Origin of the sequence: Paenibacillus whitsoniae (genome assembly GCF_003955665.1) — a bacterium.
In the GTDB taxonomy this organism is placed as follows: domain Bacteria; phylum Bacillota; class Bacilli; order Paenibacillales; family NBRC-103111; genus Paenibacillus_E; species Paenibacillus_E whitsoniae.
This window is the reverse complement of sequence record NZ_RXHU01000068.1, coordinates 1-25,087: the sequence shown is the minus strand read 5'-3', so window position 1 is coordinate 25,087 and position 25,087 is coordinate 1. Positions and strand designations below refer to the sequence as shown.

Genomic DNA, 25,087 nt, shown 5'->3' with positions numbered 1-25,087 from the left:
CGCCAATCTTCTTGCAGCATACGCCAACTCATTTAAACTTTACCATGGGGAGAGCCTGCATTCACCGAACGCCAATGCGAAGGCGTATCCCCTTCCCACATGCGAAAAGCGCGATAAAACGAATTCTGGTCCTCATATCCAACTAGGCAAGCCACTTCTTTAATGTCTAGTAGCGGGTCAGCTAAGTACTCCCTTGCCTGCTCATGCCTGGCCTGCGTTAACAGGTGCTTGAAACTCGTACCTTCTTCAGTAAGCCGTCGCTGCAGCGTTCGATCGCTCATATTAAGCTCCTTGGCGACAGATTGTATGTCCAGCCGGCCCGCCATAAGACTCCGTTTGATGATCCATTTCACGGTTTCGGTCACGGAGGGGCTGATCTGCTTTTCACTCAGCTTCCGGTCCAAGACAGGTGTCAACATTTCCAGCAGCTCTTCGTTATACGTTGTAAAAGGAATGTCCAAATCCCGGCGCTGCAGCGTGAGCCGGTTCCTGTTGGTCCCAATGTGGACAGGACAACCGAAATAAGCCTCCAACATCTGCACATCGCCCATAGGCTGCCTGATCTCGACGCTTCGTGCGTTCAAAGCTTGGCCAGTTCCCCGACGCCCCAATTCCAGAAGATAGGCCAGTGTGATCCCAACTAATATCTCCGGACCGGACTCCTCTGTGTGCTGCCACTCCAGTTCGATCGTACATGCCTCCCCCTCCTCCGTGATAAGCAATTTTTCGGGAGGGCACATTTGTTTATACCTGACCATGCGCCCAAGCGCATCGCGATAGTCGCGAGCGTGGTACGTAGCCAACACATCCGGCGGATATTGCGCCGTTTCAAAGACGGTTACAAGTCCAATGATCCCTTTGGCAATATCACCTGTGAGGTCCGAAAAGGCTTGCCAGATCGCAAAGTACTCATCGGCGGTAACTTTGGGCTCAGTGATTACGGTAAGCGGCAGCCGCGCTTGCCGTGCTACATCCCTTGGAGCAATGCCCAATTGTTCCAACCCGGCCCAAAAACCGAAAGGAAACTTAATACATTTCGTGGTATGCAAATTCATAGATAGGTCTCCTTGCAAAAAAAGCCCGCTCCGCACAAGCATATCGCTTATGGGAGCAGGCTTTGGGTTTTATTTACGCATCGCGTCAACGATCAGTTGGCCCATTGCAATAGTGCCGATCGCTTTGCTCTTATCAACTGCGATATCACCTGTGCGGTGACCCGCGTCCAGTACTTCTTTCACTGCGCGCTCGATGGAATCGGCAGCGTCATGGTAGCCGAACGTTAAGCGGAACATCAGCGCAACGGACAGGATGGTCGCGATAGGATTCGCGATGCCTTGACCCGCGATGTCAGGTGCAGAGCCGTGCACCGGCTCGTAAAGACCGAAGCTCCCTTCGCCCAGGGATGCGGAGGACAGCATGCCGATGGACCCTGTCAGCATAGCCGCTTCGTCGCTCAAAATATCCCCGAACATGTTCTCAGTGACGATGACGTCGAAGGAAGACGGACGACGCAGCAATTGCATCGCGCAGTTGTCCACCAATACGTGCTCCAGCTCAACATCCGGGTAGTCAACCGCGATACGGTTAACCGTTTCACGCCACAAACGGGACGTTTCCAGGACGTTCGCTTTGTCAACGGAAGCCAATTTTTTGCGGCGTGTGCGTGCGATATCGAACGCTTGGCGAGCGATACGCTCAACCTCAGCTACTGTGTATGTGCAAGTGTCAACGGCTTGTTGACCGTTTTCTGTTTCGCGGCGGAATTTCTCGCCGAAGTAGATGCCGCCAGTCAGCTCGCGAACAACGATCAGATCCGTGCCTTCCAACACTTCAGGCTTCAGCGTGGAAGCTTCTTTCAGGCAGTCGAAGATCACAGCCGGACGAATGTTCGAGAACAAGCCCAACGCTTTGCGAATGCCGAGCAAGCCTGTTTCAGGACGAAGCTCTTTCGAGTTGTTGTCCCATTTTGGGCCGCCTACTGCGCCGAGCAGGACCGCGTCGGAACCCTGGCACACTTTCAGCGTTTCTTCCGGAAGCGGTGTGCCTTTCTCATCGATCGCAATACCGCCGAACAGCGCATGCTCTGTTTCAAATTGATAACCGAACAGTTCCTCGGTGCGTTTCAATACTTTTTCTGCTTCTGCAACGACTTCGGGACCGATACCGTCACCGGCGATTACAGCAATTTTTTTCACATCTGCCATGTTGGTTACACTCCTTCTATTGGTCAAACCTCTTATGAACACTACGGGTGATACATTTCCTACGCCTTATTGTACCATATCTCGCATTCTCACTTTAGATATAAAAGCTATTGCATTGATAGGCAAATCCTATAGGTATTCAGCTGATTGCTGCTTTCGACTCGGACTTCTTCTCCGTCAAATAATACAGGAACGCCAGCACCGGCAAAAGAAGTCCCACGATCGAAGCCAACTCCCACCCGCCTTGCGCATAAGCCCAGCCACCGACCGAGGAACCCACCGCTCCGCCCAGAAAAAAAATCGACATGAACAGGCCGTTCAAGCGGCCTCTTGCTTCGCTGCCAAGTGCATAAATCGATCGTTGTCCGAGAACAAGATTGCCCGAAACGGCCATATCCAGGACAATCGCCACCACAACTAGAGCAATAAGCGCGGCTGTCGAATGGCTTGGCAGCAGGAAGGCCACCAGGAACGAAAGTGCGGCAAGCAACATCGCGATGCCTGTTAGCTTGTGCGACCAGCCTCGATCCGCCAAGCGTCCGGCAATCGGCGCAGCGACCGCTCCGCCAACACCTGCTAGGGCGAACCAGGCAATGCCTTGCTGAGAAACGCCAAACGCCTTGGCAAGATGCAGCGGAATCACCGTCCAGAAGAGGCTGAAAGCACCGAACAATGCAGCCTGATATAAGGCGCGGCGGCGAAGCACCGGCGTTGTTTTTACAATCGTGCCAAGCGAAGCGATCAGCCTCCCATAATTGAGTCCCGGCGCCGGCTGACGTTTCGGTAGCGCGATAAACAATCCAAAGGCCAGCAGCGCAACAATCACGGCCGACATCAGAAAAACCGCCTGCCAGTTCAAGAAGCTGGCAACAAAGCTCGCCACTGGCCGGGCGAACATAATGCCTAGCAGCAAGCCGCTCATGACGTTTCCGACGACACGTCCGCGCTCCTCTGCCGACGATAAGTACGTCGCATAGGGCACCAGGATTTGGGCGACAACTGCACCAAGGCCAATCATGAACGACGCGGTAAGAAATAGGCTTGCCGTATGAGCACTCGCTGCCGCAAGCAGCGCCAGCACAACAACGGCCAGAGTTGCGACGGCCAGTTTCCGATTTTCTACAATGTCGCTGAGCGGAACAATAAACAATAAGCCTATGACATAACCAATTTGGGTAATGGTAACAATGAGTCCAGCCGCGGCGGCGGACAGCCCTGTCGCTTCGCTAATGGGGCCTACCAGCGTTTGGGCGTAATACAAATTAGCTACAATGATGCCGCAGGAAACTGCCAACAAAAACATTAGCCAACTGGGCATTCCCTCTCTTTTAACTTCTCTTTGTACCTCGCGTTGATCCATACAATCCAGTCCTCCTTCATGTGCCTTACTTATACGCAAATCTACCTACGTTCATTCATCATTCAATATATTGAACGCATCGTTTAGTAATTAATTATTATAATATACTAAACGTTTCGTATTGTAAATGGGCAAACCCGTTTATTTCCCAATAAATTATTTGTATAATAAACGTATCGTATAGAATTGTGAAAGCTACCCACAAGGAGGAAGACGCATGAACAGTGGAAAACGCGGCCGCCCCCGCAATCTCGAAACCCAGCAGGCCATCTTGCAAGCCGCTTACGACTTGCTGTTTGAGATCGGCTTTGCGGACATCACAGTGGAAAAAATCGCCGAGCGCGCCGGCGTCAGCAAAGCCACCATCTATAAATGGTGGCCGGGCAAAGCTGCCGTCGTCATGGACGGCTATTTGTCCGCCGCTTCGCAGCGGATGCCTGTACCCGATACAGGCTTCGTCTTCGATGACTTGCTCGCCCACGCCACGAACTTAACCCGCTTTCTTGCGAGCGCAGAAGGCCGCGTGATCACGGAGCTCATTGGTGCCGGCCAAACCGATGCTGGCGTCGCCGAGGCTTTCCGGAGCCGTTACGTTCAGCCGCGGCGCAAAGAGACGCGCCAAATTATCGATCGCGGCATTCAGCGGGGCGAGTTGCGCCTGGATGTCAATCCCGATCTGTTCATCGATCTGCTCTACGGTCCGATCTTCTATCGATTGACGATGACCGGGGAGGAGCTCGATGACGATTTTATTAAGAACATCGTTTCACTGACCTTTCAGGGAATAGCGCAGGCGAAGCCTTGATAAGGCGGCAGATTAATTTCAAAATTGAATAGCAGGGCACTCCACGAAGTAGAGTACCCTGCCACAAAAGGTAGAAATAATTAACTTTGTTTTTGCAAACCTTTGAACCATACAGCCTTAATAGACAGGGTATCCGAGATATTGGTAGTCGGGTCGCCATTGACCAGTACGAGGTCAGCGCGCGCACCTTCGGCAATACGGCCACGATCATAAAGACCGAAACGACGGGCCGGTTTCGAGGTAGCCGATTGAAGTGCTTCTATTGGTGTGAACCCGGCTGTAACCAGTAATTGCATTTCATGATGTACGCTGGCTCCATGAGCAAGGCCGCCAAGGTTCGGAACGGGAACGGGGGCAACATCCGTCCCAACCAGTATATCTACACCGGCCCTGTGAAGATCCATCACATTTTTATAGCTATTTTCTATATTGCCTTGTGGGAAAGTATTAAAGCTTGAGTTCAAAATATCGATCCACTCCGGACTTAATTTGGAATGAACACGTGGGTCATTCGCCAATTGCGATGCCGGGTTTCCAATTATGGATGAGTTCAACACCAAACACGGTGTAACAAACGCCCCAGAATCGACAATGGATTGAACTAGCTCCGGCGTGTAATCGGGCCTGTCGATAAACAGGTGGCCCAATCCATCTACGCCAAGATCGATGGCGGTTTGGGAAGAATGAGCAGTCAAGACGTGTGCGATGACGACTTTATCCAACTTATGAGCTTCATCCACCGCTGCTTTTAGAATTTCGTCGCTTAAAACAGGCAGTCCAGAAGCGCCCATGACTGTTCCTTCTTCAATCATAATTTTTACATAGTCGGCTCCATTCTCCACCTGGGTATGAACATGTTTAATCGCTTCTTCCACCGTTGTTACTTGCGGCACTTCTTCGTGATCGTGGGCGTAAGCAGCTAGCATAGCTTCCCGGTCTTCCTTCGATAACTTCTCCAATTCCTTTAATACGAACTCTGGAATCTCATCTCCATCTGGCAGCAATTCATCCGGGTGACCACCAGGAGCGGTGACTGCCGTACCTGCAGAACGAACATCGGCGATGTCATCGGTATTTTTCAATTGGATCGCACGTCCTCTTGCTGTAAAGTCACCGTTCATTTCCAGTTCTGTCGTCACACCGAAATTTAATGCATCCCGTAATCCACCGATGGAAGTATGAACATGCGCATCAATTAAACCTGGTAATAGTGTTCCATCCTCAGCATCAATGATTGTTGCATTCGCCGGAATATCGCCACCTACTGCAACAATGATTTCCCCTTTAATGACAATACTCCTTGATTCTATTACTTTTTCTCCATCGAAAATACGCACATTCGTAATAGCAGTCATTTTTTCTACCGAAGGGCTTTGATCTACATTCTTCATATTGTTATTCCTCCTTGGATACGATTCAAGACACTTCGGAGTATAACTGTTAGGAGGCTAACTGTCAACAAACTAATATTTTATTGACATGAAAGTTGGATATTGATATAGTTTAATTACTAACAGTTAGTTTCCTAACAATGTGAGGGGGTAAGCTCATGAAGCCGCGCAAGAATACGCCTTATCTGGATTTGTTTCAGGTGATTGGCCTTAAGTTAAAGAAAAAAGCGGACGAGAGCATAAAAGAATTAGGGTTAAACGCTCAACAAGGAAAAATAATTGGGTATATCTACGATAATCAAGAAACTGGATTAATTCAGAGGGATCTTGCTGATCGGTTTCATCTTCGCGGGGCTAGCATCACAGGTTTGCTTCAAGTTCTTGAGCAAAAAGGATTCATCGAGCGGAAAATCCCAGTCAATAATGAACGGCAAAAAAACATTTATGTTTTGCCAAAGGCCGTTGATTTGATTGAAGATTTTAATGAATCTTTTCAAAAAGTGGAGGACGAAATCATTCAAGTCCTCTCCGAAGAGGAGAAACAAATCTTAAAGGACTTGTTGATCAAAATTAATGAACGCTTATAATTTCCGCATGATAGGAGGATACCCACCTCCATCACACAAAAACAGCACGCCGAGCTCTCCGCCCGGCGTGCTGCTGCTTTTATTTACACTTTGGCTACTTGCTGCAAGTAGGATTCCATCGCTTTGTTCAACTTTTGCATGCCGAGTACCGTGGTTTCCCGGTCCGTATGCGTGTAGTTGAGGCGCATGGTGTTGTACTGCGGATTCTCCGCAAAGAACGTCGACCCCGGCACGAAGGCTACGCCTTCTTGCACCGCAATCTTCATCAATTCCTCCGCGCGAACGCCTTCCGGCAGCTCTACCCAAATGAACATGCCGCCTTTCGGCTCTTCATATTTCATCCCTGGCCACTTCATCTCATTCAACAGGCCAGACATGAATTTCATCCGGTCATAGTACTGCTCGCGGATCAGCTGAATGTGACCGTCCAAATCAAAATTCTCCAGCACGTGATACAGCGTCTGCTGATCGATGGAGGAGGAGTGCAGGTCCGCGGACTGCTTGAATCGGGCAAGCTGACGGATAACCTCAGCGTTCCCCATGATCCAGCCTGTACGGAACGCAGGCGCTACGGTTTTCGAGAACGTGCTCGTATACATAACCACGTTGTCTTCCGCTTTTCCACCCAAAGAGAAGATCGTCGGATAGGACGCATTCGGATCGAACTGGATTTCACCGTATGGATCATCTTCCAGAATCAGCACTTCCTGCTCGCGGCACAGGTTCAGGAGACCTTGACGGCGCTCGAGGCTCCATGCACGGCCAGCCGGGTTGGAGAACGTCGGGATGACGTACACTAACTTCGGATTGTGCTTCTTGATTTTTGCCGCGAGATCGTCCAGCAGCATGCCGTCATTGTCGCTTTCGACGGAGTAGATTTTCGCGCCTTTGGCCTGGAACACCTGGATCGCCGCCAAATAGGTGGGACGCTCCACCAGAATCACGTCGCCCTCGTCGATGAACACGCGCGTCATGAGGTCGATCGCTTGCTGAGAGCCTGTCGTAATCAGCATCTCATCCGGCGTGACGAGCATGTTCTTCTTCGCCATCCGTTTGCAGAGCGACTCGCGCAGAGGTTTGTAGCCCTCAGTTAGCCCATACTGCAAAGCGGACTTGCCGCCTTCGACCACTTTTTTAAACGCATCGCTCACCGCATCGATTGGAAAATATTCTTCAGCAGGCAATCCCCCAGCGAAGGAAATGATCGAGCTGCCTTGGGTCAGCTTGAGAATTTCCCTTACCGCCGAGGATGAGAAGCCTTCAAGCGATTTTGAAAACCGATATTTCATACATGGACGCATCCTTTCGCTATGATTGAAAGCACTCAGATCAGATCAAGGTTACATTGCTGCGGTTGCTGGTAGGATTTTTGCGTTTCTCGATCAGACGGTTAACGGCATCCAGATACGCCTTCGCACTCGCTTCCAAAATGTCCGTGGAAATGCCACGGCCCTGTACGGACACGTCGTTCTGCTTCAGCACGACATGCACTTCACCCAGCGCGTCTTTCCCGTGTGAAACGGATTTGATGGAGTAGTCGTCCAGTTCCACTTCTTCTTTAGTCGCTTTGTCAATCGCGTTGTAGATCGCATCAACCGAGCCGTTGCCGACAGCGCTCTCCGCCACTTCGCCGCCGTCTTGATGACGGACATGGACAGTTGCCGTAGGCGTCATTTGGTTGCCGTACGCCACTTGCAGCGTGCCCAACGCAAAAACCTCAGGCGTATCGATCAATTTTTCCTCGATCAAAGCGCGGATGTCTTCGTCTTCGACCTGCTTCTTGCGGTCAGCCAGATCCTTGAACTTGGCGAACGCCGCATTCACTTGCTCGTCGCTCAGATCGTAGCCGAGATCGATCAGCTTCTCACGGAACGCATGGCGTCCGGAGTGCTTGCCCATAACGAGCTTGCTCGCTTTCACACCGATGGTCTCCGGAGAAATGATCTCGTACGTCGTTTTCTCTTTCAACATGCCGTCCTGGTGAATGCCGGACTCATGCGCAAATGCGTTGGCCCCGACGATCGCCTTGTTCCCTGGCACAACCATGCCCGTCAGCTTGCTGACCAAGCGCGACGTGCGGTAAATCTCGTTCAGCACCAGCGATGTTTTCGCTTGGTAGAAATCCTGGCGCGTCTCGAGCGCCAGCACGACTTCCTCGATCGACGTATTGCCCGCGCGCTCGCCGATGCCGTTGATGGTGCCTTCGATTTGATCAGCACCGTTCAGAACTGCAGCCAGCGCATTCGCCGTCGCCATGCCGAGGTCGTCATGGCAGTGCGCGCTGAGCTGGATTTTCTCGATGCCGGGAACGGTTTCCTTCAGCATTTTGAAAATATTGCCGTAGTCATACGGCGTCATGAATCCAACGGTATCCGGAATGTTGACGACAGTTGCCCCAGTGCGAATCGCCATTGCTGTCACTTCCGCGATGAAGTCCAGCTCCGTACGCCCCGCATCCTCGAGGGAGAACTCGATTTTGCTAAAATATTTCTTCGCATATTTAATCGCCGCTTCCGCCGTTTCCAAGACCTGATGCTTCTCCATGCGCAGTTTGTGCTGACGGTGGATCGGAGAAGTCGCAAGGAACAAGTGGATGCACGGGTCCTGCGCGCCTTGAAGCGCTTCCCGCACAGCTTCAATGTCCTGCTCTCGGGATCTGGACAAACCGATGACAGAGGCGTTCTTCACCGCTCTCGCTACCGCGTTGACGCCGGCCAAGTCCCCCGGAGATGCCGCCGGAAAACCGGCTTCCATCCGATCGACGCCGAGCTTCTCAAGTTGAAGCGCGATTTCGACCTTCTCCTGCATATTCAGGTTCACACCCGGCGACTGTTCTCCGTCTCTGAGCGTTGTATCAAAGATGTAAATCTTGCGCACCCTGGCACCTCCTAAAAAATTGTCGTCTAAATAGTATTTACAGGGAGCGATTGGGAAACTCTCCTCAATGCACTCCCTGTGGAATGGTTGACACTATATAGGGTCAGTTATTATTTTTTGATCCAGTGCATCATTTCACGCAGTTGGGAGCCAACCACTTCGATTGGATGCTGAGCTTCGTTACGACGCGTAGCGTTCATGAAAGCGAAGTTGGATTGGTTTTCCAAGATGAAGTCGCGAGCGAATTTACCTTGTTGAATGTCAGCCAATACAGCTTTCATTTCTTTCTTCGTTTCAGCTGTGATGATGCGAGGGCCTGTTACATAGTCGCCATACTCCGCTGTGTTGGAGATGGAGCTGCGCATCGAGGAGATGCCGCCTTCGTACATCATGTCAACGATCAATTTCAATTCGTGCAAGCACTCGAAGTAAGCCATTTCCGGCGCATAGCCAGCTTCAACCAATGTTTCGAAACCTGCTTTAACGAGCTCGGAAGCACCGCCGCACAGAACGGCTTGCTCACCGAACAGGTCAGTTTCTGTTTCTTCACGGAAAGAAGTTTCGATAACTCCTGCGCGTGTACAGCCAATGCCTTTTGCATAAGCAAGACCGATGGCTTTAGCATTGCCAGTGGAATCTTTCTCGATGGCGATCAGACCAGGAACGCCGAAGCCTTCCACATACGTACGACGAACCATGTGACCTGGGGATTTAGGCGCTACCAGGAATACGTCTGTACCTTCTGGAGCCACGATTTGTCCGAAGTGGATGTTGAAACCGTGTGAGAACATCAGGGCTGCGCCTTTTTTCATGTTCGGTTGGATAGATTCACGGTACACGCGAGCTTGCGTTTCGTCCGGCATCAAGATTTGGATCACGTCAGCGCGACGAGCTGCTTCTTCTACGGAAACAACTTCGAAGCCGTCGTTTTTCGCTTGATTCCAAGAACGGCCTTCACGAAGACCGATAATAACGTTAAGTCCGCTGTCACGCAGGTTTTGTGCTTGCGCGTGGCCTTGGGAACCGTAGCCAATCACAGCAATCGTTTTACCTTTAAGTACCGCCAAGTCTGCATCTTTTTCGTAGTAAGTCGTAACTGCCATTTGAATAAATCCTCCTTTGATATGATGAATCCGTATTATCTACCCCTTGAGTGGGTGTTTCAGTGTTTTACCGTGGTAAACCATTGAAACCCCCACTCAAGAGGAAGCCTTGTTTCGTTCTGGGAACCTATAAAATCTTACTTCACAGAGCCGCGAACCATCGCGGTTACGCCCGTGCGGGAAAGCTCGCGAATGCCGTAAGGACGAAGCAACTCGACCATCGCGTCGATTTTCTCGGAATCCCCAACAACTTGAACAATCAGGGATGCAGGTCCGATGTCAACGACCGCGGCGCGGAACGTTTCCACAATGCCCAGAATCTCAGGGCGCATAATCGGCTCAGCCGATACTTTGATCAGCGCCAACTCTCTCGCCACCATCGGGTTTGAGCTGAGATCGACAACTTTGATGACGTCAACCAGCTTGTACAATTGCTTGGAGATTTGCTCCAAGGTGCTGTCGTCGCCTGTCGTCACGATGACCATCCGGGAGAGTCCGATTTCTTCGGACTCCCCTACTGTGATGCTTTCAATATTGAAGCCGCGGCGTCCGAACAAGCCGGATACACGCTGCAGAACGCCGGGCTGATTGTTTACGAGTACGGAAATTGTATGTTTGGTCATTCCGAATCCCCCATTATCATATCACTAATCGTATCGCCGGCTTTTACCATCGGGAACACGTTCTCCCCTTTAGGCACGACGAACTCGACAACGACAGGCCCCGGAGTATCGAGCGCTTCCTGCCATACTCTTCTCGCTTCTTCCTTCGTCTTCGCGCGCAAGCCTTTAACGCCGTAAGCTTCTGCCAGCTTCACGAAGTCCGGGCTGCCCGCCAGATCGATATGGCTGAAGCGGTTGTCGTAAATGATTTCCTGCCATTGGCGAACCATCCCCAGCACCTGGTTGTTGATGATAACAACCTTCACCGGAATGTTGTTGATCGCACAGATCGCCAGCTCCTGCGCACACATTTGCACGCCGCCGTCGCCGTTGATGGAGACAACCAGCTTATCCGGGTTGCCCATTTGAGCGCCGATCGCCGATGGGAAGCCGAAGCCCATGGTGCCTAATCCGCCGGATGTTACGATCGAGCGAGGGTTCTTGAAGCGGTAGAACTGCGCAGCCCACATTTGGTGTTGACCAACGTCCGTCGTAATGATCGCTTCGCCTTTCGTTGTCTCGCTAATCATCTCGACAACGAATTGCGGCTTGAGCTCGTTCTCCGTTTGATCATACTTCAGCGGGAACTTCTCTTTCATTACTTGCAGTTCTGCGATCCAAGCTGCGCTCTTCGCGGAGCGAGCTTTGGTGTTCGCGTAAGCAAGCACCGCTTTGACATCGCCCACGCAAGGAATGTCGGTCTTCACGTTCTTGCCGATCTCCGCCGGGTCGACGTCGATGTGCGCGATCGTCTTCACTTTCGGCGCGAAGCCGTTCAGGTTCATCGTTACCCGGTCATCGAAACGGGAGCCGATGGAAATGATGAGATCGGCGTTCTGAAGCGCCGTGTTCGCTGTGTACGTGCCGTGCATCCCCGGCATGCCGAGCCACAGCTCGTGCGCGCTAGGGAAGCCGCTGAGGCCCAGCAGCGTCGTCGCAACCGGCACCTGCGTCGCGTTCACGAATTCGATCAGTTCCGCGGAAGCGTCTGCGTAGACAACCCCGCCGCCTGCGATAATAACCGGACGCTCCGCCTCTTCAATCGCTTTGAGCAGTTTGTCGACTTGCAGCTTGTTCGGCTGCACGGTCGGGTTGTAACCGCGGATGCTCACTTCCGTCACCGGTTTAAATATCGTTTTATGAGCGGAGACATCCTTTGGTATGTCAATAAGAACCGGCCCCTTGCGACCTGTGTTCGCAATATGGAACGCCTCGTGAATGATGCGCGGCAGATCATTGACATCTCTTACCAAATAGCTGTGCTTCGTGATCGGCATCGTAATGCCCGTAATATCCGCCTCTTGGAAAGCGTCCGTTCCGATAAAGTTCGTTGCCACGTTGCCGGTAATGACCACCAGCGGAACCGAATCCATATATGCTGTAGCAATCCCCGTGACGAGGTTAGTCGCCCCCGGTCCGGAAGTTGCGATACATACGCCAACTTTGCCTGTGGAACGCGCGTAGCCGTCAGCCGCGTGAATGGCGCCTTGCTCGTGACGCGTCAGCAGGTGGTTGAAATCGTCAAACCCGTGCATCGCATCGTAAATGTACAAGACCGCGCCGCCCGGATAACCGAAGACGCAATCCACACCCTCCAGCAATAAGCTTCTCAGCAAAATCTCAGAGCCTGTGATCAGGTCCGGCTGCGTCAGCTTCTCAATTAGTTCTTCTTTAGAGCGTTTTGGTTCTGTTTGAACATTCATTGTGATCCTCCTCTCGAAAAGTCAATCCATTAGAGGTAACACGAACTTATACCTCTTATACCTCTTGAAAAACAAGAAAAACTCCGTTCATCCCTGACGCGATTATCGCGTTCAAAGGGACGAAAGGAGTTAAGCTTCCGTGGTACCACCCAAATTTGCTACATGCCTCACAGCACATAACCTTAGCAGGCCTGTTCGTTGCCGAATCAATGCCCTCAGCACGATAACGTGTGCTCTTCCGATCCCCCTTAATCATCGACGCCAATGCGCCGCTTTCAGGAGAATAGCTCCGAGGCGACTTCGTACGTAAGGGATTAAGGCGATGGTTTCAGCTATTCCAACGCTCTCTGAACATAAGTGCCCTTAAGACTTTTTCCTCTTCATAGCGATTCATTCGATATGATTAAAGATTATTATATGCATCCCTCAGGCAATAGTCAATAGGGAATCGAATAAAACATTTCCGTGTGAGAGAAGATAATACCAATTTCTATGGGAAATGGGAAGGAGACTGTCCATGAAAGCAGGTCTGCAGGAATCGTTTCTTTTGTCGGCGAGCCTTCAGCACAATGTCAGCTGGTTCAAACAGCAGCTCGGCGACAGCGCTGACATCGTGTACCGGCAGATTGAAGTCGGCTGCTATCCCGACACGAATCAAGTCGCTCTCTTTTACATAGAAGGCATTGTCCAGTCCGACGTCGTCAATGAACATATTCTGCAGCCGCTCTTTTTAACGCAGGAGAACGGCGCCTATTGGGAACAGGATCTTTGCTTCCACGATCTGCTGTATCAAGCCATCACCGTCGTTGAATTGATTCTCAGCAAGAACGGGGGCGAGGCCCTCTCCGCCCTGCTCAGCGGCAGTACGGTCATTCTTGCAGACGGTTATGACGAGGCGATCATCGCCGGCACCTCAGGCTGGGATAAACGCGCGATCGACGAGCCGCAGACACAAACCGTCGTGCGGGGCCCGAAGGAAAGCTTTACCGAAGATATTCGCACCAACACGTCGCTGCTGCGCAGAAAAATAAGATCAGCCGACCTGCGATTAATCCCACTGCAAATCGGCAGATATTCCCGCACAGAAGTTATTGTCGCCTATATTCAAGGCATAGCCGATGAACAGATCGTCCAACAGGCGCTGTCACGTCTTCAGGCCATCGATACCGACGCGGTGCTGGAGAGCGGGCCGCTTGAGGAGTATTTGGAAGACTCCACCTACTCCCCTTTTCCAACCATCATGAACTCAGAGCGCCCCGACGCCGTCGCAGCCGGAATGTTGGAAGGGCAGTTCGCCATTATCGTAGAAGGGACACCCTTTGTTTTACTTGCACCCGTCACGTTTTTTAACTTTTTGCATTCCAGCGAGGACTATTACCAACGGTATGACATAGCAACCTTTATTCGGCTCATTCGCTACATGTCCTTTCTCATCTCCATGTTTCTGCCGTCTCTTTATATTGCCATCACGACCTTTCATCAGGAAATGCTTCCAACAACGCTGCTCATCTCCATTGCCGCCCAGCGGGAGGGCGTGCCTTTCCCGGGGCTTGTCGAGGCGTTCCTGATGGAAATCACGTTTGAGGTACTGCGGGAAGCCGGGGTTCGCATGCCGCGTGTGATCGGCTCTGCGATTTCCATCGTCGGCGCGCTCGTGCTCGGGCAAGCAGCTGTACAAGCCGGACTTGTATCTGCCGCTATGATCATCATCGTATCGTTCACTGCCATCTCGAACTTCGTGACACCGGCTTTGAATATGGCGATTGCAGCCCGTCTTATCCGATTCGGATTGATGATACTGGCGGGGACGCTCGGTTTATTCGGCATCATGGCCGGGTGCGTGGCGATTCTGATTCATCTCGCATCGCTTCGCTCCTTCGGCCTGCCGTATTTAACGCCGATTGCACCGCTGGATCTTGAGAAGCTGAAGGATACGATACTCCGGGTGCCCAAATGGTTGGCCCGCAAACGGCCATTCAGCACCAAGAATCCCGTCCGGGAACAGCCATACAAAAAGCCGTCCATCCATAAGCGCAATTCATAGTTCAACCTAGAGGAGGTCGGGTAAGGTGAATTTGTCGCGAACACTACTGCGGTGCGTCTGCCTTGGCATGCTGACGGTCAGTTTAGCCCTCCTTCTCACGGGATGCTGGGACCGCAGGGAACTCAACGATCTCGCCATTACTTCCGCCACTGCGTTGGATTGGGACGGAAAAGAATGGACCGTTTCATATCAGGTTGTCATCCCTCAAGCCATCGCCAATCCAAATACAGGAGGGAGCCCAGGGCAGCAAGCACCCGTGATGGTCTTCTCGACCAGCGGAGGTTCGATCCGTGGCGCCGTGCAAAAATCGAGCCAGGAGATGCCCCGCTCGCTCTTTTTCTCGCACTCCCGCATTCTCGTTATCGGGCAGAAAGCGGCCGAGCAAGGCATTTCGCAAATGATGGACATTTTTCTGCGAAATTCCGACTCCCGCGAGACGATCAGCGTCTTACTTGCGGAAGGAGAAGGCAAACAGATCTTGGAACAAGTCATCCCCCTCGAAAAAATGCAGGGTACCGCCATTAAAAATCTTATAGAAAATGAGAACAAGCATGGCTCGAACTATAAGCAAGTGAGGATGTACGAGTTCATGATGAACAACACAAGCGATTCCCCTTACACCTTGATTCCCGAAATTCACATTTCCGGCAAAGGGGAGAACACCACGATTTCTTCGCTAAAAGCAACCTCTTTTGAGAACAAGCTGAAGCTAGGCCGCATCGGCATCTTTAAAAAGGACAAGCTCATCGGATACTTCGATAAACTCGTGCAGTACGGGGTCACCTTCATCAACAACTCTGTCGATGGTACGACTTACTATTTCGCCTGCTCCCAGGACAGCACCGATTACAAAGCGGCGCTGCTCGTGAACCATAGCAAAAGCAAGCTCAAGCCGGTTTTTGGTCAGGATGGCCAAATGTCGATGCGGTTAACCGTAGATCTGCAAGGGAATCTCGTGGAGAACGGCTGCAAGGAAGACCCTTCCAAGCCGGAGGAATTAAAAAAACTGGCTTCTTATGTCAGCGCGGATTTGAATAGGCTGATTCTTCATGCCTTTCAAACAGCCACCTCACGGCAGCTTGATGTGTTCGGAATCGCGGATTTGCTCCACAAACATCATCCAGCTAAATGGAAAGAATTCAAGGACCATTGGCCCGAAAAATTTGCCGAGCTCACGATTGAGCCGGAAATTCACGTCGATATCGCCCGCATCGGCATGAGCAGCAAGCCGTTCGGCGCACAGATTGAGGAATCAAGCGAGTGACATGAAGGAGGAGTTACCCATGGACCGAACCAGCAATTATCAATTGGCTGTCATGATGATTCTTTTTGAAATCGGCAGCACGCCGATTTTTGCGCTTGGCAGCAGCGCGAAACAGGATGCTTGGCTGGCCATGCTCGCGGCAGCCATCGTCGGCTTTATTTTGCTGAATATGTTCTTATTCATCCAAAACAAAGCGCCTGACGAGGACTTGATCGGCCTGCTGCGCCTCTGCTTCGGCAAGTGGGCCGGCACCGGCATCGGCATCTTGTTTGCCCTTTATTTTGCTTACGAATCCATGCGCAATGTCCGCGATTTTGGAGAAATCGCCAATCTGACCTTGCTCAAAGTTACGCCGAAATCTGTTACGATGTCCGTCATCGTGCTGCTTGCCATCTATGCCATTTCCATGGGCATCCGCACGTTGTTCCATATTACCGAGGCCCTGCTGCCGATCGTGATGATCAGCTATATGCTGCTGACGTTTCTCATCTTTCTGGCTAAGCTCGTTCAACCCGGCAATCTCCTGCCTGTGCTGGAGCACGGCATCGCTCCCGTTCTGAAAGCGGCCTTTCCCGACATCATCTCGTTTCCGTTCGGACAAACCGTGATTTTCTTTATGCTCTGGCACCTTATCCCGGATAAGCAAAAAATGAAAAGATTCAGCCTTATCTCGTACACAATCGTCGCTTTATTCCTCGTTTCGATGAATATGCTCAATATCATGGTGCTGGGCGTTACCATCAACAGCCTCAGCATTTTGCCCTTTCTGCAGGCCGTTCAACTCATCGAGGTCGGCAATATTCTGGAACGGCTGGACGTGATGGTCACCTTGCTGCTGTTTCTCGGACTGTTTGTGAAAATGATGACCTTTTGCTGCGGCTCCGTCTACGCGTTCGCTCATCTTTTTCCGCGCATACCAAGAGCCGTATGGCTCATTCTGGTCAGCACCGTCATCTATGCAACTTCCTTTACTGAACCGAATTACACGGTCCACGCCTGGATCGGTCTCGTCGTCGTCGTCAAAAAAGTGTTTCCGATCTTTCAGATCGTCATTCCGGTCATCATGTTCATCATCCTGCTCTTCCGCAAGCTGCCCACAGGACAGAATGCTCTGCCGTCAGGACCGCAACCCGGAGGCAGTCAATAGTCGCAAAAAAAGCTTGCCCCGGGAGGGACAAGCTTTTTGACGCGAAGCGAAGCTTACGCGTTTACTTTTGCTTTGGCAGCTGCAGCCAGGTCGTTGAATGCTTTCGCATCGTTAACAGCCAGGTCAGCCAGGATTTTACGGTTTACTTCGATGCCAGCCAGTTTCAGGCCGTGCATCAATTTGCTGTAGCTCAGGCCGTTTTGACGAGCGCCTGCGTTGATACGCGTAATCCACAGTCTGCGGAAGTTGCGTTTTGTTGTGCGACGGTCACGGTATGCGTATACCAGGGACTTCATCACTTGTTCTTTTGCAGTTTTAAATAAACGGTGTTTAGAACCGAAGTAACCTTTTGCGAGTTTCAAAATTTTCTTGCGACGGTGAGCGCGAACGAATCCGCCCTTGACTCTTGCCATTGTGAACTACCTCCTGGAATTATATATGATGTTCGATTAGTGATCTCTTAACAATTAACCTTTGATCAATGTCAATTGTTGTTGCAAACGACGTACATCGCCAGGAGCCATTACTGGGTTTGTGGACAGTACGCGTTTTTGCTTGGATGATTTACCGGAAAGCAAGTGGTTCTTGCCTTGTTTGTATCTCACGACTTTGCCAGATCCAGTAATTTTGAAACGGCCTTTCAGGCTGCTGTGTGTTTTCATTTTCGGCATGGTGTTGTTCCTCCTAATTTAGTATACCGCCTACGAAGTTGCCTTCGGCGTTAAGATCATGATCATGCTTCTTCCCTCAAGCTTCGGAGCGCGCTCCAGCGAGGAGATTTCTGCTGTTTCACTAGCTAGACGCTCAAGTACTCTGCGGCCGATTTCCGAGTGTGCTATTTCACGACCACGGAACCGGACGCTGGCTTTCACTTTGTCGCCATCGCCAAGAAATTTGATTGCATTGCGAAGCTTCGTCTGGAAGTCATGTTCATCGATCGTCGCACTCAGGCGAATCTCTTTGATATCCACGATCTTCTGGTTCTTGCGAGCTTCTTTCTCTTTCTTCTGTGTTTCGTAGCGAAACTTGCCGTAATCCATAATCCGGCAAACCGGCGGTTTTGCTGTCGGTGCTACGTTAACCAAGTCAAGATTTGCGTCCTGTGCAATTTGCATCGCTTCGCGGATCGGCGTGATGCCGAGCTGTTCTCCGTCCGCCCCGATCAGGCGTACTTCTTTCACGCGAATCTCTTCGTTAATCATATGATCTTTGCTAATTGTGTTCCACCTCCATAAAGTATGTAACGCTCTCTTCTCTAATAAAAAAAGATGCGGGCGCAATACGGCCCACATCTTCATCAATAACAGGTTCAGTTCCAAACCTATTGCATGTTCATGATGATTCATTCAGACCAGCTAACACAGAGTTAGTCAGGTGAGAAGCGGGCGCCTCTGCTTTTACTTGAAGTATAATATCATTTCACGCAAGGAATGTCAACTCACTTGTTTGCTTTTCATTTCATCCAAACGAATGACACGGGTATGCTCGGTGTGGCTCCATTGCTTGTTGTTCTGCGTGAAGAAGGCGTAGAACGTAATCGGCCACCACGACAGCATGAAAATCGGATACAGCAGCAAATATTTGTACGTCTTCTTGTGCGCCTGTTCAATGAGCATGGACAGCGGCAGCAAGACGTAAATCGCCACGCTGAGCGAGTTGATCACGACCGGATTGATATGTACCAGCGCCGAATGATCTGCAGGTCCCGTCATCGAGCGAATCCACAGCAGGACGGAGAGAATCGCACCGAAAAAGTAGTTATATACATTCGCGGAGTAAATGGCCGCGTCGATCTTGACCCAGCTCGCTTGCTTAATTCCCTGCCACAAGAGCGGGAAGAAAAAACGCTTGGCCACTTCAAAGTGTCCCTGCATCCAGCGCAGGCGCTGCTTGGCGGACGCTTTGAACGTAAGAGGCTTCTCGTCATACACGCGCGTATCGTAGTTGTACGTCGGCTTAATCCCCATTTGCACACACATCATGGAAAACTCCAGGTCTTCCACGAGGCTCGTCGCATTCCAACCAACTTGCTTGAGCAGTGCGGAATCGAAGCACATGCCAGTGCCGCCAAGATAATTGGCGAGTCCGAGATTGGAGCGCGGCGTCTGCACGAAACGGTTCGCATAGAAGAACGAAATTGCAAAAGAGCCTGTGATCCAGGAATCGTTCGGATTTTTCGTATCCAGATACGCTTGAATCACGCGGGAGCCGTTGCACAAGTCGTTGTTCATATGTGTCAAATAATCTGGGCTGACCAGGTTATCTGCGTCAAACATCACGATGCCGTCATACTGGCGCTCACGCTTCCACAGCTCTTTGAGCATCCATTCGATCGCGTAGCCTTTCCCTCTCAGGTTCGGGTTATGACGCTCCATGGCATAGACGCCGAGATTGCGGGCAATATCCGCCGTTCCGTCCGTACAGTTATCGCAAATCACGAAAACATCGTACAGTTCTTTCGGGTAATCCAGTTCTTTCAGGTTTTCAATCAGCGCCCCGACAACTTGCTCCTCGTTGTGGGCTGCGATCAGCACGGCAAACGATTTTTGCGGTGCATGCAGCTTCTTCGTTTTGGGACGATACCAGCCGAAAAACGTTAGTAACAATTGATACGCACCGACCAAGGCAAGAAAAATTTGAACGGCAAGCAATATCTTGTCGAGCATGAAGCCAAGTCCCCCTTTTTTATTGCACGTGAAGCTTCTCTGTTTGTATTGCTTCTGTGCCGATTATCTACAAGACCACACGTATATGCACAATCGTTAATGATTTTCCCTTACTTCCCTTCGTTTGTCAAAGTCTGCAAATAACGAAATTTGCGCAACTATAGATCAAATTAGAGAAGTTGACTCATAAGGGAATACGCGATCTTGATCTGAGATCAAGAAATGTCCTGTTTTCATCGTTTTTCATTTATTGTGTACCAAATGTTCACCATTTAGACGAACTAACGCGCCAATGAGTTCAGCGAATCATCCGGTGAGAGACAATCGACGGTTCAAACTCGGCGCTGCGCTGAACAACTTCTTCGCAGCTGGCGAGCAATTTGCTGAAAATATGATCCCACGACTGGCGCTGCGCGTAAGCCAGCCCTGCCGCGGCCAGCCGGTGTCTGTCGGCTTCCGATAAGTACAGTCGCTGCAGCGCTTCCGTGAACGCCGCAACATCCCCTGGCGGGCACAATAGCCCTGTCTGCCCGTGCGCAATCGTGTCCTGCACGCCGCCGGCTGCAGCGCCGATGACGGGCGTTCCCGACGCCATCGCCTCCAGCACGACGTTCCCGAACGTTTCCGTCGCGGACGGGAACAAGAGCACATCCGCCGCCGCATACAAATCGGCCAGCTGTCTGCCTTGCACGAAACCGGTGAACGTGACATCCCCTTCATCTTCACAGAATTCGCGCAGAAGTGCCGCGGAAGGTCCGTCGCCGGCGATAATCAGGCGGCTGTTCTTCCGAATGTCCGCAGGGAGTGAGCGGAAGCTTTCGATCGCAACTTCCACACTTTTTTCGGGGGCCAAACGTCCGACATATAGAATAACGAAACTTTGGGAGGAAATACCATATGCCGCAAGCACTGACTTTCGTTCGACATTCGGGTGAAACTGCGCGGTGTCGACACCGCGGCTCCATATTTCGAGGTTGCGCATGCCCTTGCTCTCCAAATGGTGCAAGGTCGACTGGGAAGGCACATACACTTTCTCGCAGCTGTGATGGAACCACTGCATGTACTTCCATAACGTAGGCTCTACCCAAGGGATTTTATAGTGGCTCAAATATTGATCAAAGTGTGTATGGTAGGAGGCGACAAGCGGAGTTTTATATTTACGGGCGTGATGCAGGCCGAAAAGTCCCAAATTGAAAGGGGTTGCACAGTGGACGAGCGTAGGCTGAAAGGCATGGAGGGTTTTGCGAAGCTGCAGCGGATTCGGGATAGCCAGCCTGCATTCGGGATATAATAGCAAAGGAATACTGTAAAATCGTTCCACACGAAACGGATCGTGATCCTTCGCATGGAGACTCGCCGGAGCGAACACTTTGATCTGAACCCCTTTGGCTTCCAAAAACTGCGTCCATCTTCCGAGCGTTTTGGCGACACCGTTGACATCCGGCAGGAACGTGTCGGTAAACAAGGCGACTCTCATCCTCATCAATCCCTTCATCCCATGGTTCCTTCCAGTGTAGATCGGGATTGTTATCGACAGATTAGAAGGACGTAAATTTCCGTGCCGGCCAAAATTAATGCTGCGTTAATCTTCCTCTAATAAATCCTCGCTATGCTTAAGAGGCAAGGTAATTTGTCGTGAAGGAGGCCATCCTTATGAGCCGTGTCGTGATTTGGCTGCAGCAACATGAAACACGTGTCTTTCATTTTGTCAATCAGCGGATTCAGCACTTCTTCCTCGATCAAGTTTTCACTAAAGTTACGCATTTGGGCGGCGCCACAGCCTCTATTCTCATCTCGCTCTGCATGGCCGTGTTCGGTCATGGCGCATTGCGGGTTGCAGGCATGCAGGCTCTCGTGGCTTTAACGCTTAGCCATATTCCTGTAGCCATTATGAAAAAGAAGTACCCTAGGCTGCGCCCGTATCTCGTTCTGCCCCAAACCAAAACCTACAAAAACCCGCTGACCGATCATTCCTTTCCTTCGGGGCATACGACCGCTATTTTTTCTGTCATCTATCCGTTGATTTACGCCTACCCCGCAGCCGGGCTTGTGCTGATTCCGCTTGCGCTCATCGTCGGCATGTCCCGCATGTATCTCGGGCTTCACTACCCATCGGACGTCATCGTCGGCTGCGTGATCGGAACTACCGTTTCGCTCTCTACTCTCGCTTTCTGGGCATAAAAAATAAGGCTATCCACTAGACGCCGCGGCATCTGATGGACAGCCTTATTATATTTATTCTTCTTCTGGTTCAGGCTTCGCCAAATTCGCCACATGTGCGGCGAGCGCTTCTTCGCCGATCATCACTTCTACGCGGTGAATCGGCATGCCCTGGCCGGCAAACTTCGTTTCATATTCCGTCATCACATGGTCCGGATGAAAACCGTCGCTGTGCAAATTGAGCGAAATGTTCCGCATTCTCAGCCCCATGTCGGCAAACGAATTGAGTGAGAATTCAAAAAGCGACACGGAATCGGTTTTGAAATGAATTTCGCCTTTTTCGTTCAAAATTTGTTGATATTTCTCGACAAATCCCGGATGGGTCAGACGGCGGCGCGCATGTTTCTTTTTCGGCCATGGATCACTGAAGTTCAGATACACCCGTTCCAATTCGCCCGGCGCAAACGCTTCTTCAATCTTCTCGATATTGAACAGCATCAACCGCAGATTTGAAATCTCGATCAGGTTATCGCCGTCCTCGCCTTCTTCCAAACCGTGCGCGGCTCTCGCCTTCTCGCTCGCTTTGCGAATCAATTCGTCGTACATATCGACGCCGATGAAATTAATGTGCGGATATTTCCGGCTCATTTCGCTAATGAAGCGGCCTTTGCCCATGCCGAGCTCGGCATGAATCGGGTTGTCGTTGCCGAACAATTCCGCCCATTTGCCTTTATAGTCCTTGGCATTCAGGACGACGAGCTCCTTCTGGCGCTCAATGTCTTCCCGGATTCCTTTTCTTCCCCGTAAACGCATCTATGATTGCCTCCTACACGTACATGCTATTCGAATACAAATCATAGACGATTCTATGAAAAAAATCAAAGTGATTCGGCTTCCAATCAAAGATAAACGGTTCCACCGTCTTTTCATGGACGGGAGCGTTTACTGAAGGCATAGAGCCGCTTCAAGGATATACTTTCCGATATGCTGGTGAAAAAAAGAGACACCCTCCAAAATGGAAGAAGGTGCCTCGTTCCTTGGGACGGCCGTCCCGTTATTTGTAGCTTTCGTCTCTTTTGCGGTTGCCGCTTCTCAGACCCGCAAGACCGAGCAGACCAACAAGTCCCAACCAACCCCAATTGCCAGAGTTATTTGTTGTTGTCGAATAAGCGCGGTAATTGCCGGAAAGGGTTGTTGGTGTTGTCGTAGCAGTGCTTTTAGTCGTCATCCGATTCACCATGTTGTGACCGGCGTTATTCACGTTCTCCGCCATATTGCGACCCGTGCTGTTAATATGCTCCATGACGCCTGTCGTATTGTTCGGATAAGTGCCGGTCGTTGTTCTGTTCGTACTGTAAGTGCCGTTGTTGCCTGTGCCGTACATGCTTGTGCCATTTCCGGCACTTGTGCCCGTAAGAGGGTTGGTTGTTGTGCCTGTTCCCGTCATTCCCGTGCCAAGTCTTGTCGTTGCATCATAATTGTTCCCCGTGTAAACGCCGTTCGTGTAGCCATTCGTCGTAGTACCAGTCGTATAGCCCGGTGTAGATATCGCAGACCCCGTTGTTGTTCCATACGTTCCCACGGTCCCCGTCGTCCCTGCGTTCCCCGTATCCATAGTGGTCGCAAAGGCACCTGTCGCTCCCATCGTCAAAGCTGTTGTCAAAGCTGCGGAAAGCGTCAGTACTTTAAATTTGTTCATCGTCCATTGCCCCTCTCCAGTAGTGTAATGGTGATGCACGTTTATATTGCGCTCTTCCGCCCTCTTTTAACGGGGGACTTGTTGGAAAGACAGGGGTCGCTTTCATGTGTAATTTTCGCTACAATAGAGGGAAGGAAGGAGTCTGCTGTAATGTCTACGATTATTCAGGAGTCCCCCCGCTTGTGGGGCGACAAACGTTTCCATACATGGAATTATGAAATGCGCGAAGCTTTTGGCGGAAAAGTGTTCAAAGTCATGCTCGACGCCGGATTTACCTGTCCGAACCGGGACGGCAGCATTGCAAAAGGCGGCTGCACGTTCTGCAGCGCGCGCGGTTCGGGCGATTTCGCGGGAAGCCGCCGCGACGATCTGGTGACACAGTTCAACAACATTCGCGACCTCCAGCACAAAAAATGGCCTGAAGCCAAATACATCGGCTATTTCCAGGCCTACACGAATACTTACGCCCCTGTGGAAGAGCTTCGCGAGTATTATGAAGTGATTTTGCAGCAGCCGGGCGTTGTCGGTTTGTCCATTGCTACGCGGCCGGATTGCCTGCCGGATGACGTTGTCGAGTATTTGGCCGAGTTGAACCAACGCACGTACCTCTGGGTCGAAATGGGGCTGCAGACGGTCCATGAATCGACGTCCACACTTATTAACCGGGCGCACGATACGCAGTGCTACCTGGATGCCGTCGCCAAGCTGCGAAGACATGGCATCCGCGTCTGCGCTCACATCATCTACGGCCTGCCGGGCGAAACGCACGAGATGATGATGGACACCGGCAAGGCCGTGGCTCAAATGGATGTGCAGGGCATCAAAATCCATCTCCTCCACCTTATGCGCAAAACGCCGATGGTAAAGCAGTACGAAGCCGGCCTGCTGCGCTTCCTTGAGCAGGATGAATACGTGAATCTGGTTGTCGACACGCTGGAGCTATTGCCGCCGGAGATGATCGTGCACCGCCTGACCGGCGATGCGCCGCGGGACCTGCTCATCGGCCCGATGTGGAGCCTCAAGAAATGGGAAGTGCTTAATAGCTTCGATCGCGTGATGGCGGAGCGAAACACGTGGCAGGGGAAGTATTGGCAGGGGTAGCGGGCGGGAACGATAAGTAACATGATCTGCAAAGTGAAAGGTCAGTTGAACAAAGCGCGCTATCCAGACGCTGATTGTCGCCGGTGAGCATAGGAATCAGGGGTAAGAAGGACTTGGTGTCGAACGTCGGGCAGTAAGCCTGCAAAAAAGCAGGAATTTTCCTTTTTTCCCGGCTGATTTGATGAAATGCCTGCAAAATGGCAGGCATTTGGGCCGAGGCTCCCTCATTGGGAGCGCATTTGACCAGAAAAACTGCTGAATCGCAGGCATTTTGCGAAAAACGCCTTCGGGGGCGGAAAATTCCTGCCTTTTCG

The 25,087-nt window shown here is 51.3% G+C and carries 24 protein-coding genes; 7 read left to right on the top strand and 17 right to left on the bottom strand.

Going from position 1 to position 25,087, the window contains the following annotated elements; all coding sequences use genetic code 11:
• Window positions 1–32: 32 nt before the first annotated feature.
• The 3 genes from EJQ19_RS21965 to EJQ19_RS21955 form a co-directional block, all read right to left on the bottom strand.
• A complete protein-coding gene (locus EJQ19_RS21965; RefSeq protein ID WP_126143391.1) occupies window positions 33–1,055 on the bottom strand; it encodes a helix-turn-helix transcriptional regulator in 1,023 nt (340 codons plus the stop codon).
• Window positions 1,056–1,124: 69 nt separating this feature from the next.
• Window positions 1,125–2,204 (bottom strand): 3-isopropylmalate dehydrogenase, encoded by a 1,080-nt coding sequence (leuB, locus tag EJQ19_RS21960; RefSeq protein ID WP_126143390.1) that lies wholly within the window; start codon window positions 2,202–2,204, stop codon window positions 1,125–1,127.
• A 139-nt stretch (window positions 2,205–2,343) separates the two neighbouring features.
• Window positions 2,344–3,564, bottom strand: a complete 1,221-nt coding sequence (locus EJQ19_RS21955) for an MFS transporter (protein ID WP_126143389.1) — start codon at window positions 3,562–3,564, stop codon at window positions 2,344–2,346.
• Between the two features lie 217 nt (window positions 3,565–3,781).
• Between EJQ19_RS21955 and EJQ19_RS21950 the strand changes: the two genes are divergently transcribed.
• Window positions 3,782–4,369 carry a TetR/AcrR family transcriptional regulator gene (locus EJQ19_RS21950; RefSeq protein ID WP_126143388.1) on the top strand — a complete coding sequence of 196 codons (588 nt, stop codon included), beginning with the start codon at window positions 3,782–3,784 and terminating at the stop codon, window positions 4,367–4,369.
• Window positions 4,370–4,449: 80 nt separating this feature from the next.
• Here the strand turns inward: EJQ19_RS21950 and EJQ19_RS21945 are convergent, their stop codons facing one another.
• Window positions 4,450–5,760, bottom strand: coding sequence for an amidohydrolase family protein (locus tag EJQ19_RS21945; RefSeq protein ID WP_126143387.1), 1,311 nt, complete (start codon window positions 5,758–5,760; stop codon window positions 4,450–4,452).
• A gap of 158 nt (window positions 5,761–5,918) precedes the next feature.
• On the opposite strand from EJQ19_RS21945, the gene EJQ19_RS21940 reads away from it, so the two are divergent.
• Window positions 5,919–6,347 carry a MarR family winged helix-turn-helix transcriptional regulator gene (locus tag EJQ19_RS21940; protein ID WP_126143386.1) on the top strand — a complete coding sequence of 143 codons (429 nt, stop codon included), beginning with the start codon at window positions 5,919–5,921 and terminating at the stop codon, window positions 6,345–6,347.
• An 83-nt stretch (window positions 6,348–6,430) separates the two neighbouring features.
• Here EJQ19_RS21940 and EJQ19_RS21935 read toward each other — a convergent pair whose 3' ends face one another.
• The 5 genes from EJQ19_RS21935 to ilvB all read right to left on the bottom strand — a co-directional run bounded on the left by EJQ19_RS21935 (window position 6,431) and on the right by ilvB (window position 12,692).
• Window positions 6,431–7,636: an aminotransferase-like domain-containing protein gene (locus EJQ19_RS21935; RefSeq protein ID WP_126143385.1), complete on the bottom strand. Its 1,206-nt coding sequence runs from the start codon at window positions 7,634–7,636 to the stop codon at window positions 6,431–6,433.
• A 40-nt stretch (window positions 7,637–7,676) separates the two neighbouring features.
• Window positions 7,677–9,224 (bottom strand): 2-isopropylmalate synthase, encoded by a 1,548-nt coding sequence (locus EJQ19_RS21930; RefSeq protein WP_126143384.1) that lies wholly within the window; start codon window positions 9,222–9,224, stop codon window positions 7,677–7,679.
• Between the two features lie 110 nt (window positions 9,225–9,334).
• On the bottom strand, window positions 9,335–10,327 hold the full coding sequence (ilvC, locus tag EJQ19_RS21925; RefSeq protein WP_126143383.1) for a ketol-acid reductoisomerase: 993 nt from the start codon (window positions 10,325–10,327) through the stop codon (window positions 9,335–9,337).
• Window positions 10,328–10,464: 137 nt separating this feature from the next.
• A complete protein-coding gene (gene ilvN / locus EJQ19_RS21920) occupies window positions 10,465–10,950 on the bottom strand; it encodes an acetolactate synthase small subunit (RefSeq protein WP_126143382.1) in 486 nt (161 codons plus the stop codon).
• Window positions 10,947–12,692, bottom strand: coding sequence for a biosynthetic-type acetolactate synthase large subunit (ilvB, locus tag EJQ19_RS21915; RefSeq protein WP_126143381.1), 1,746 nt, complete (start codon window positions 12,690–12,692; stop codon window positions 10,947–10,949). Before ilvB ends, ilvN begins: the two co-directional genes overlap by 4 nt.
• 517 nt (window positions 12,693–13,209) lie before the next feature.
• Between ilvB and EJQ19_RS21910 the strand changes: the two genes are divergently transcribed.
• The 3 genes from EJQ19_RS21910 to EJQ19_RS21900 are packed head-to-tail and all read left to right on the top strand — an operon-like array spanning window position 13,210 to window position 17,147.
• On the top strand, window positions 13,210–14,736 hold the full coding sequence (locus EJQ19_RS21910; protein WP_126143380.1) for a spore germination protein: 1,527 nt from the start codon (window positions 13,210–13,212) through the stop codon (window positions 14,734–14,736).
• 25 nt (window positions 14,737–14,761) lie between these two features.
• On the top strand, window positions 14,762–16,000 hold the full coding sequence (locus EJQ19_RS21905) for a Ger(x)C family spore germination protein (protein ID WP_126143379.1): 1,239 nt from the start codon (window positions 14,762–14,764) through the stop codon (window positions 15,998–16,000).
• 19 nt (window positions 16,001–16,019) lie between these two features.
• A complete protein-coding gene (locus tag EJQ19_RS21900) occupies window positions 16,020–17,147 on the top strand; it encodes a GerAB/ArcD/ProY family transporter (protein ID WP_126143378.1) in 1,128 nt (375 codons plus the stop codon).
• A 53-nt stretch (window positions 17,148–17,200) separates the two neighbouring features.
• Here EJQ19_RS21900 and rplT read toward each other — a convergent pair whose 3' ends face one another.
• The 5 genes from rplT to EJQ19_RS21875 form a co-directional block, all read right to left on the bottom strand.
• Window positions 17,201–17,560 carry a 50S ribosomal protein L20 gene (gene rplT, locus EJQ19_RS21895; RefSeq protein WP_126143377.1) on the bottom strand — a complete coding sequence of 120 codons (360 nt, stop codon included), beginning with the start codon at window positions 17,558–17,560 and terminating at the stop codon, window positions 17,201–17,203.
• A gap of 54 nt (window positions 17,561–17,614) precedes the next feature.
• Entirely contained in the window at window positions 17,615–17,818 is a 204-nt protein-coding gene (gene rpmI / locus EJQ19_RS21890; RefSeq protein WP_126143376.1) for a 50S ribosomal protein L35, read from the bottom strand.
• A 30-nt stretch (window positions 17,819–17,848) separates the two neighbouring features.
• Window positions 17,849–18,349 (bottom strand): translation initiation factor IF-3, encoded by a 501-nt coding sequence (gene infC / locus EJQ19_RS21885; protein ID WP_126143400.1) that lies wholly within the window; start codon window positions 18,347–18,349, stop codon window positions 17,849–17,851.
• Window positions 18,350–18,580: 231 nt separating this feature from the next.
• Window positions 18,581–19,813 (bottom strand): glycosyltransferase family 2 protein, encoded by a 1,233-nt coding sequence (locus EJQ19_RS21880; RefSeq protein WP_126143375.1) that lies wholly within the window; start codon window positions 19,811–19,813, stop codon window positions 18,581–18,583.
• A 298-nt stretch (window positions 19,814–20,111) separates the two neighbouring features.
• The gene (locus EJQ19_RS21875) at window positions 20,112–21,290 is read right to left on the bottom strand and encodes a glycosyltransferase family 4 protein (RefSeq protein ID WP_126143399.1); all 1,179 of its coding nucleotides are present in this window, start codon (window positions 21,288–21,290) and stop codon (window positions 20,112–20,114) included.
• A gap of 176 nt (window positions 21,291–21,466) precedes the next feature.
• On the opposite strand from EJQ19_RS21875, the gene EJQ19_RS21870 reads away from it, so the two are divergent.
• Entirely contained in the window at window positions 21,467–21,994 is a 528-nt protein-coding gene (locus tag EJQ19_RS21870; RefSeq protein ID WP_126143374.1) for a phosphatase PAP2 family protein, read from the top strand.
• Between the two features lie 54 nt (window positions 21,995–22,048).
• Here EJQ19_RS21870 and trmB read toward each other — a convergent pair whose 3' ends face one another.
• Together trmB and EJQ19_RS21860 are read right to left on the bottom strand one after the other, a co-directional pair.
• The gene (trmB, locus tag EJQ19_RS21865) at window positions 22,049–22,786 is read right to left on the bottom strand and encodes a tRNA (guanosine(46)-N7)-methyltransferase TrmB (protein ID WP_126143373.1); all 738 of its coding nucleotides are present in this window, start codon (window positions 22,784–22,786) and stop codon (window positions 22,049–22,051) included.
• A 241-nt stretch (window positions 22,787–23,027) separates the two neighbouring features.
• Entirely contained in the window at window positions 23,028–23,672 is a 645-nt protein-coding gene (locus tag EJQ19_RS21860; RefSeq protein WP_126143372.1) for a WGxxGxxG-CTERM domain-containing protein, read from the bottom strand.
• Between the two features lie 150 nt (window positions 23,673–23,822).
• Here EJQ19_RS21860 and mnmL point away from each other — a divergent pair, with 150 nt between their 5' ends.
• Complete coding sequence (mnmL, locus tag EJQ19_RS21855) at window positions 23,823–24,773, top strand: tRNA modification radical SAM protein MnmL/YtqA (RefSeq protein ID WP_126143371.1); 951 nt, start codon at window positions 23,823–23,825, stop codon at window positions 24,771–24,773.
• Window positions 24,774–24,869: 96 nt separating this feature from the next.
• On the opposite strand, the gene EJQ19_RS32215 is transcribed toward mnmL, so the two are convergent.
• Window positions 24,870–25,087, bottom strand: a 218-nt coding sequence (locus EJQ19_RS32215; RefSeq protein WP_206438467.1) for a hypothetical protein, incomplete at its 5' end; no start/stop codon positions are given.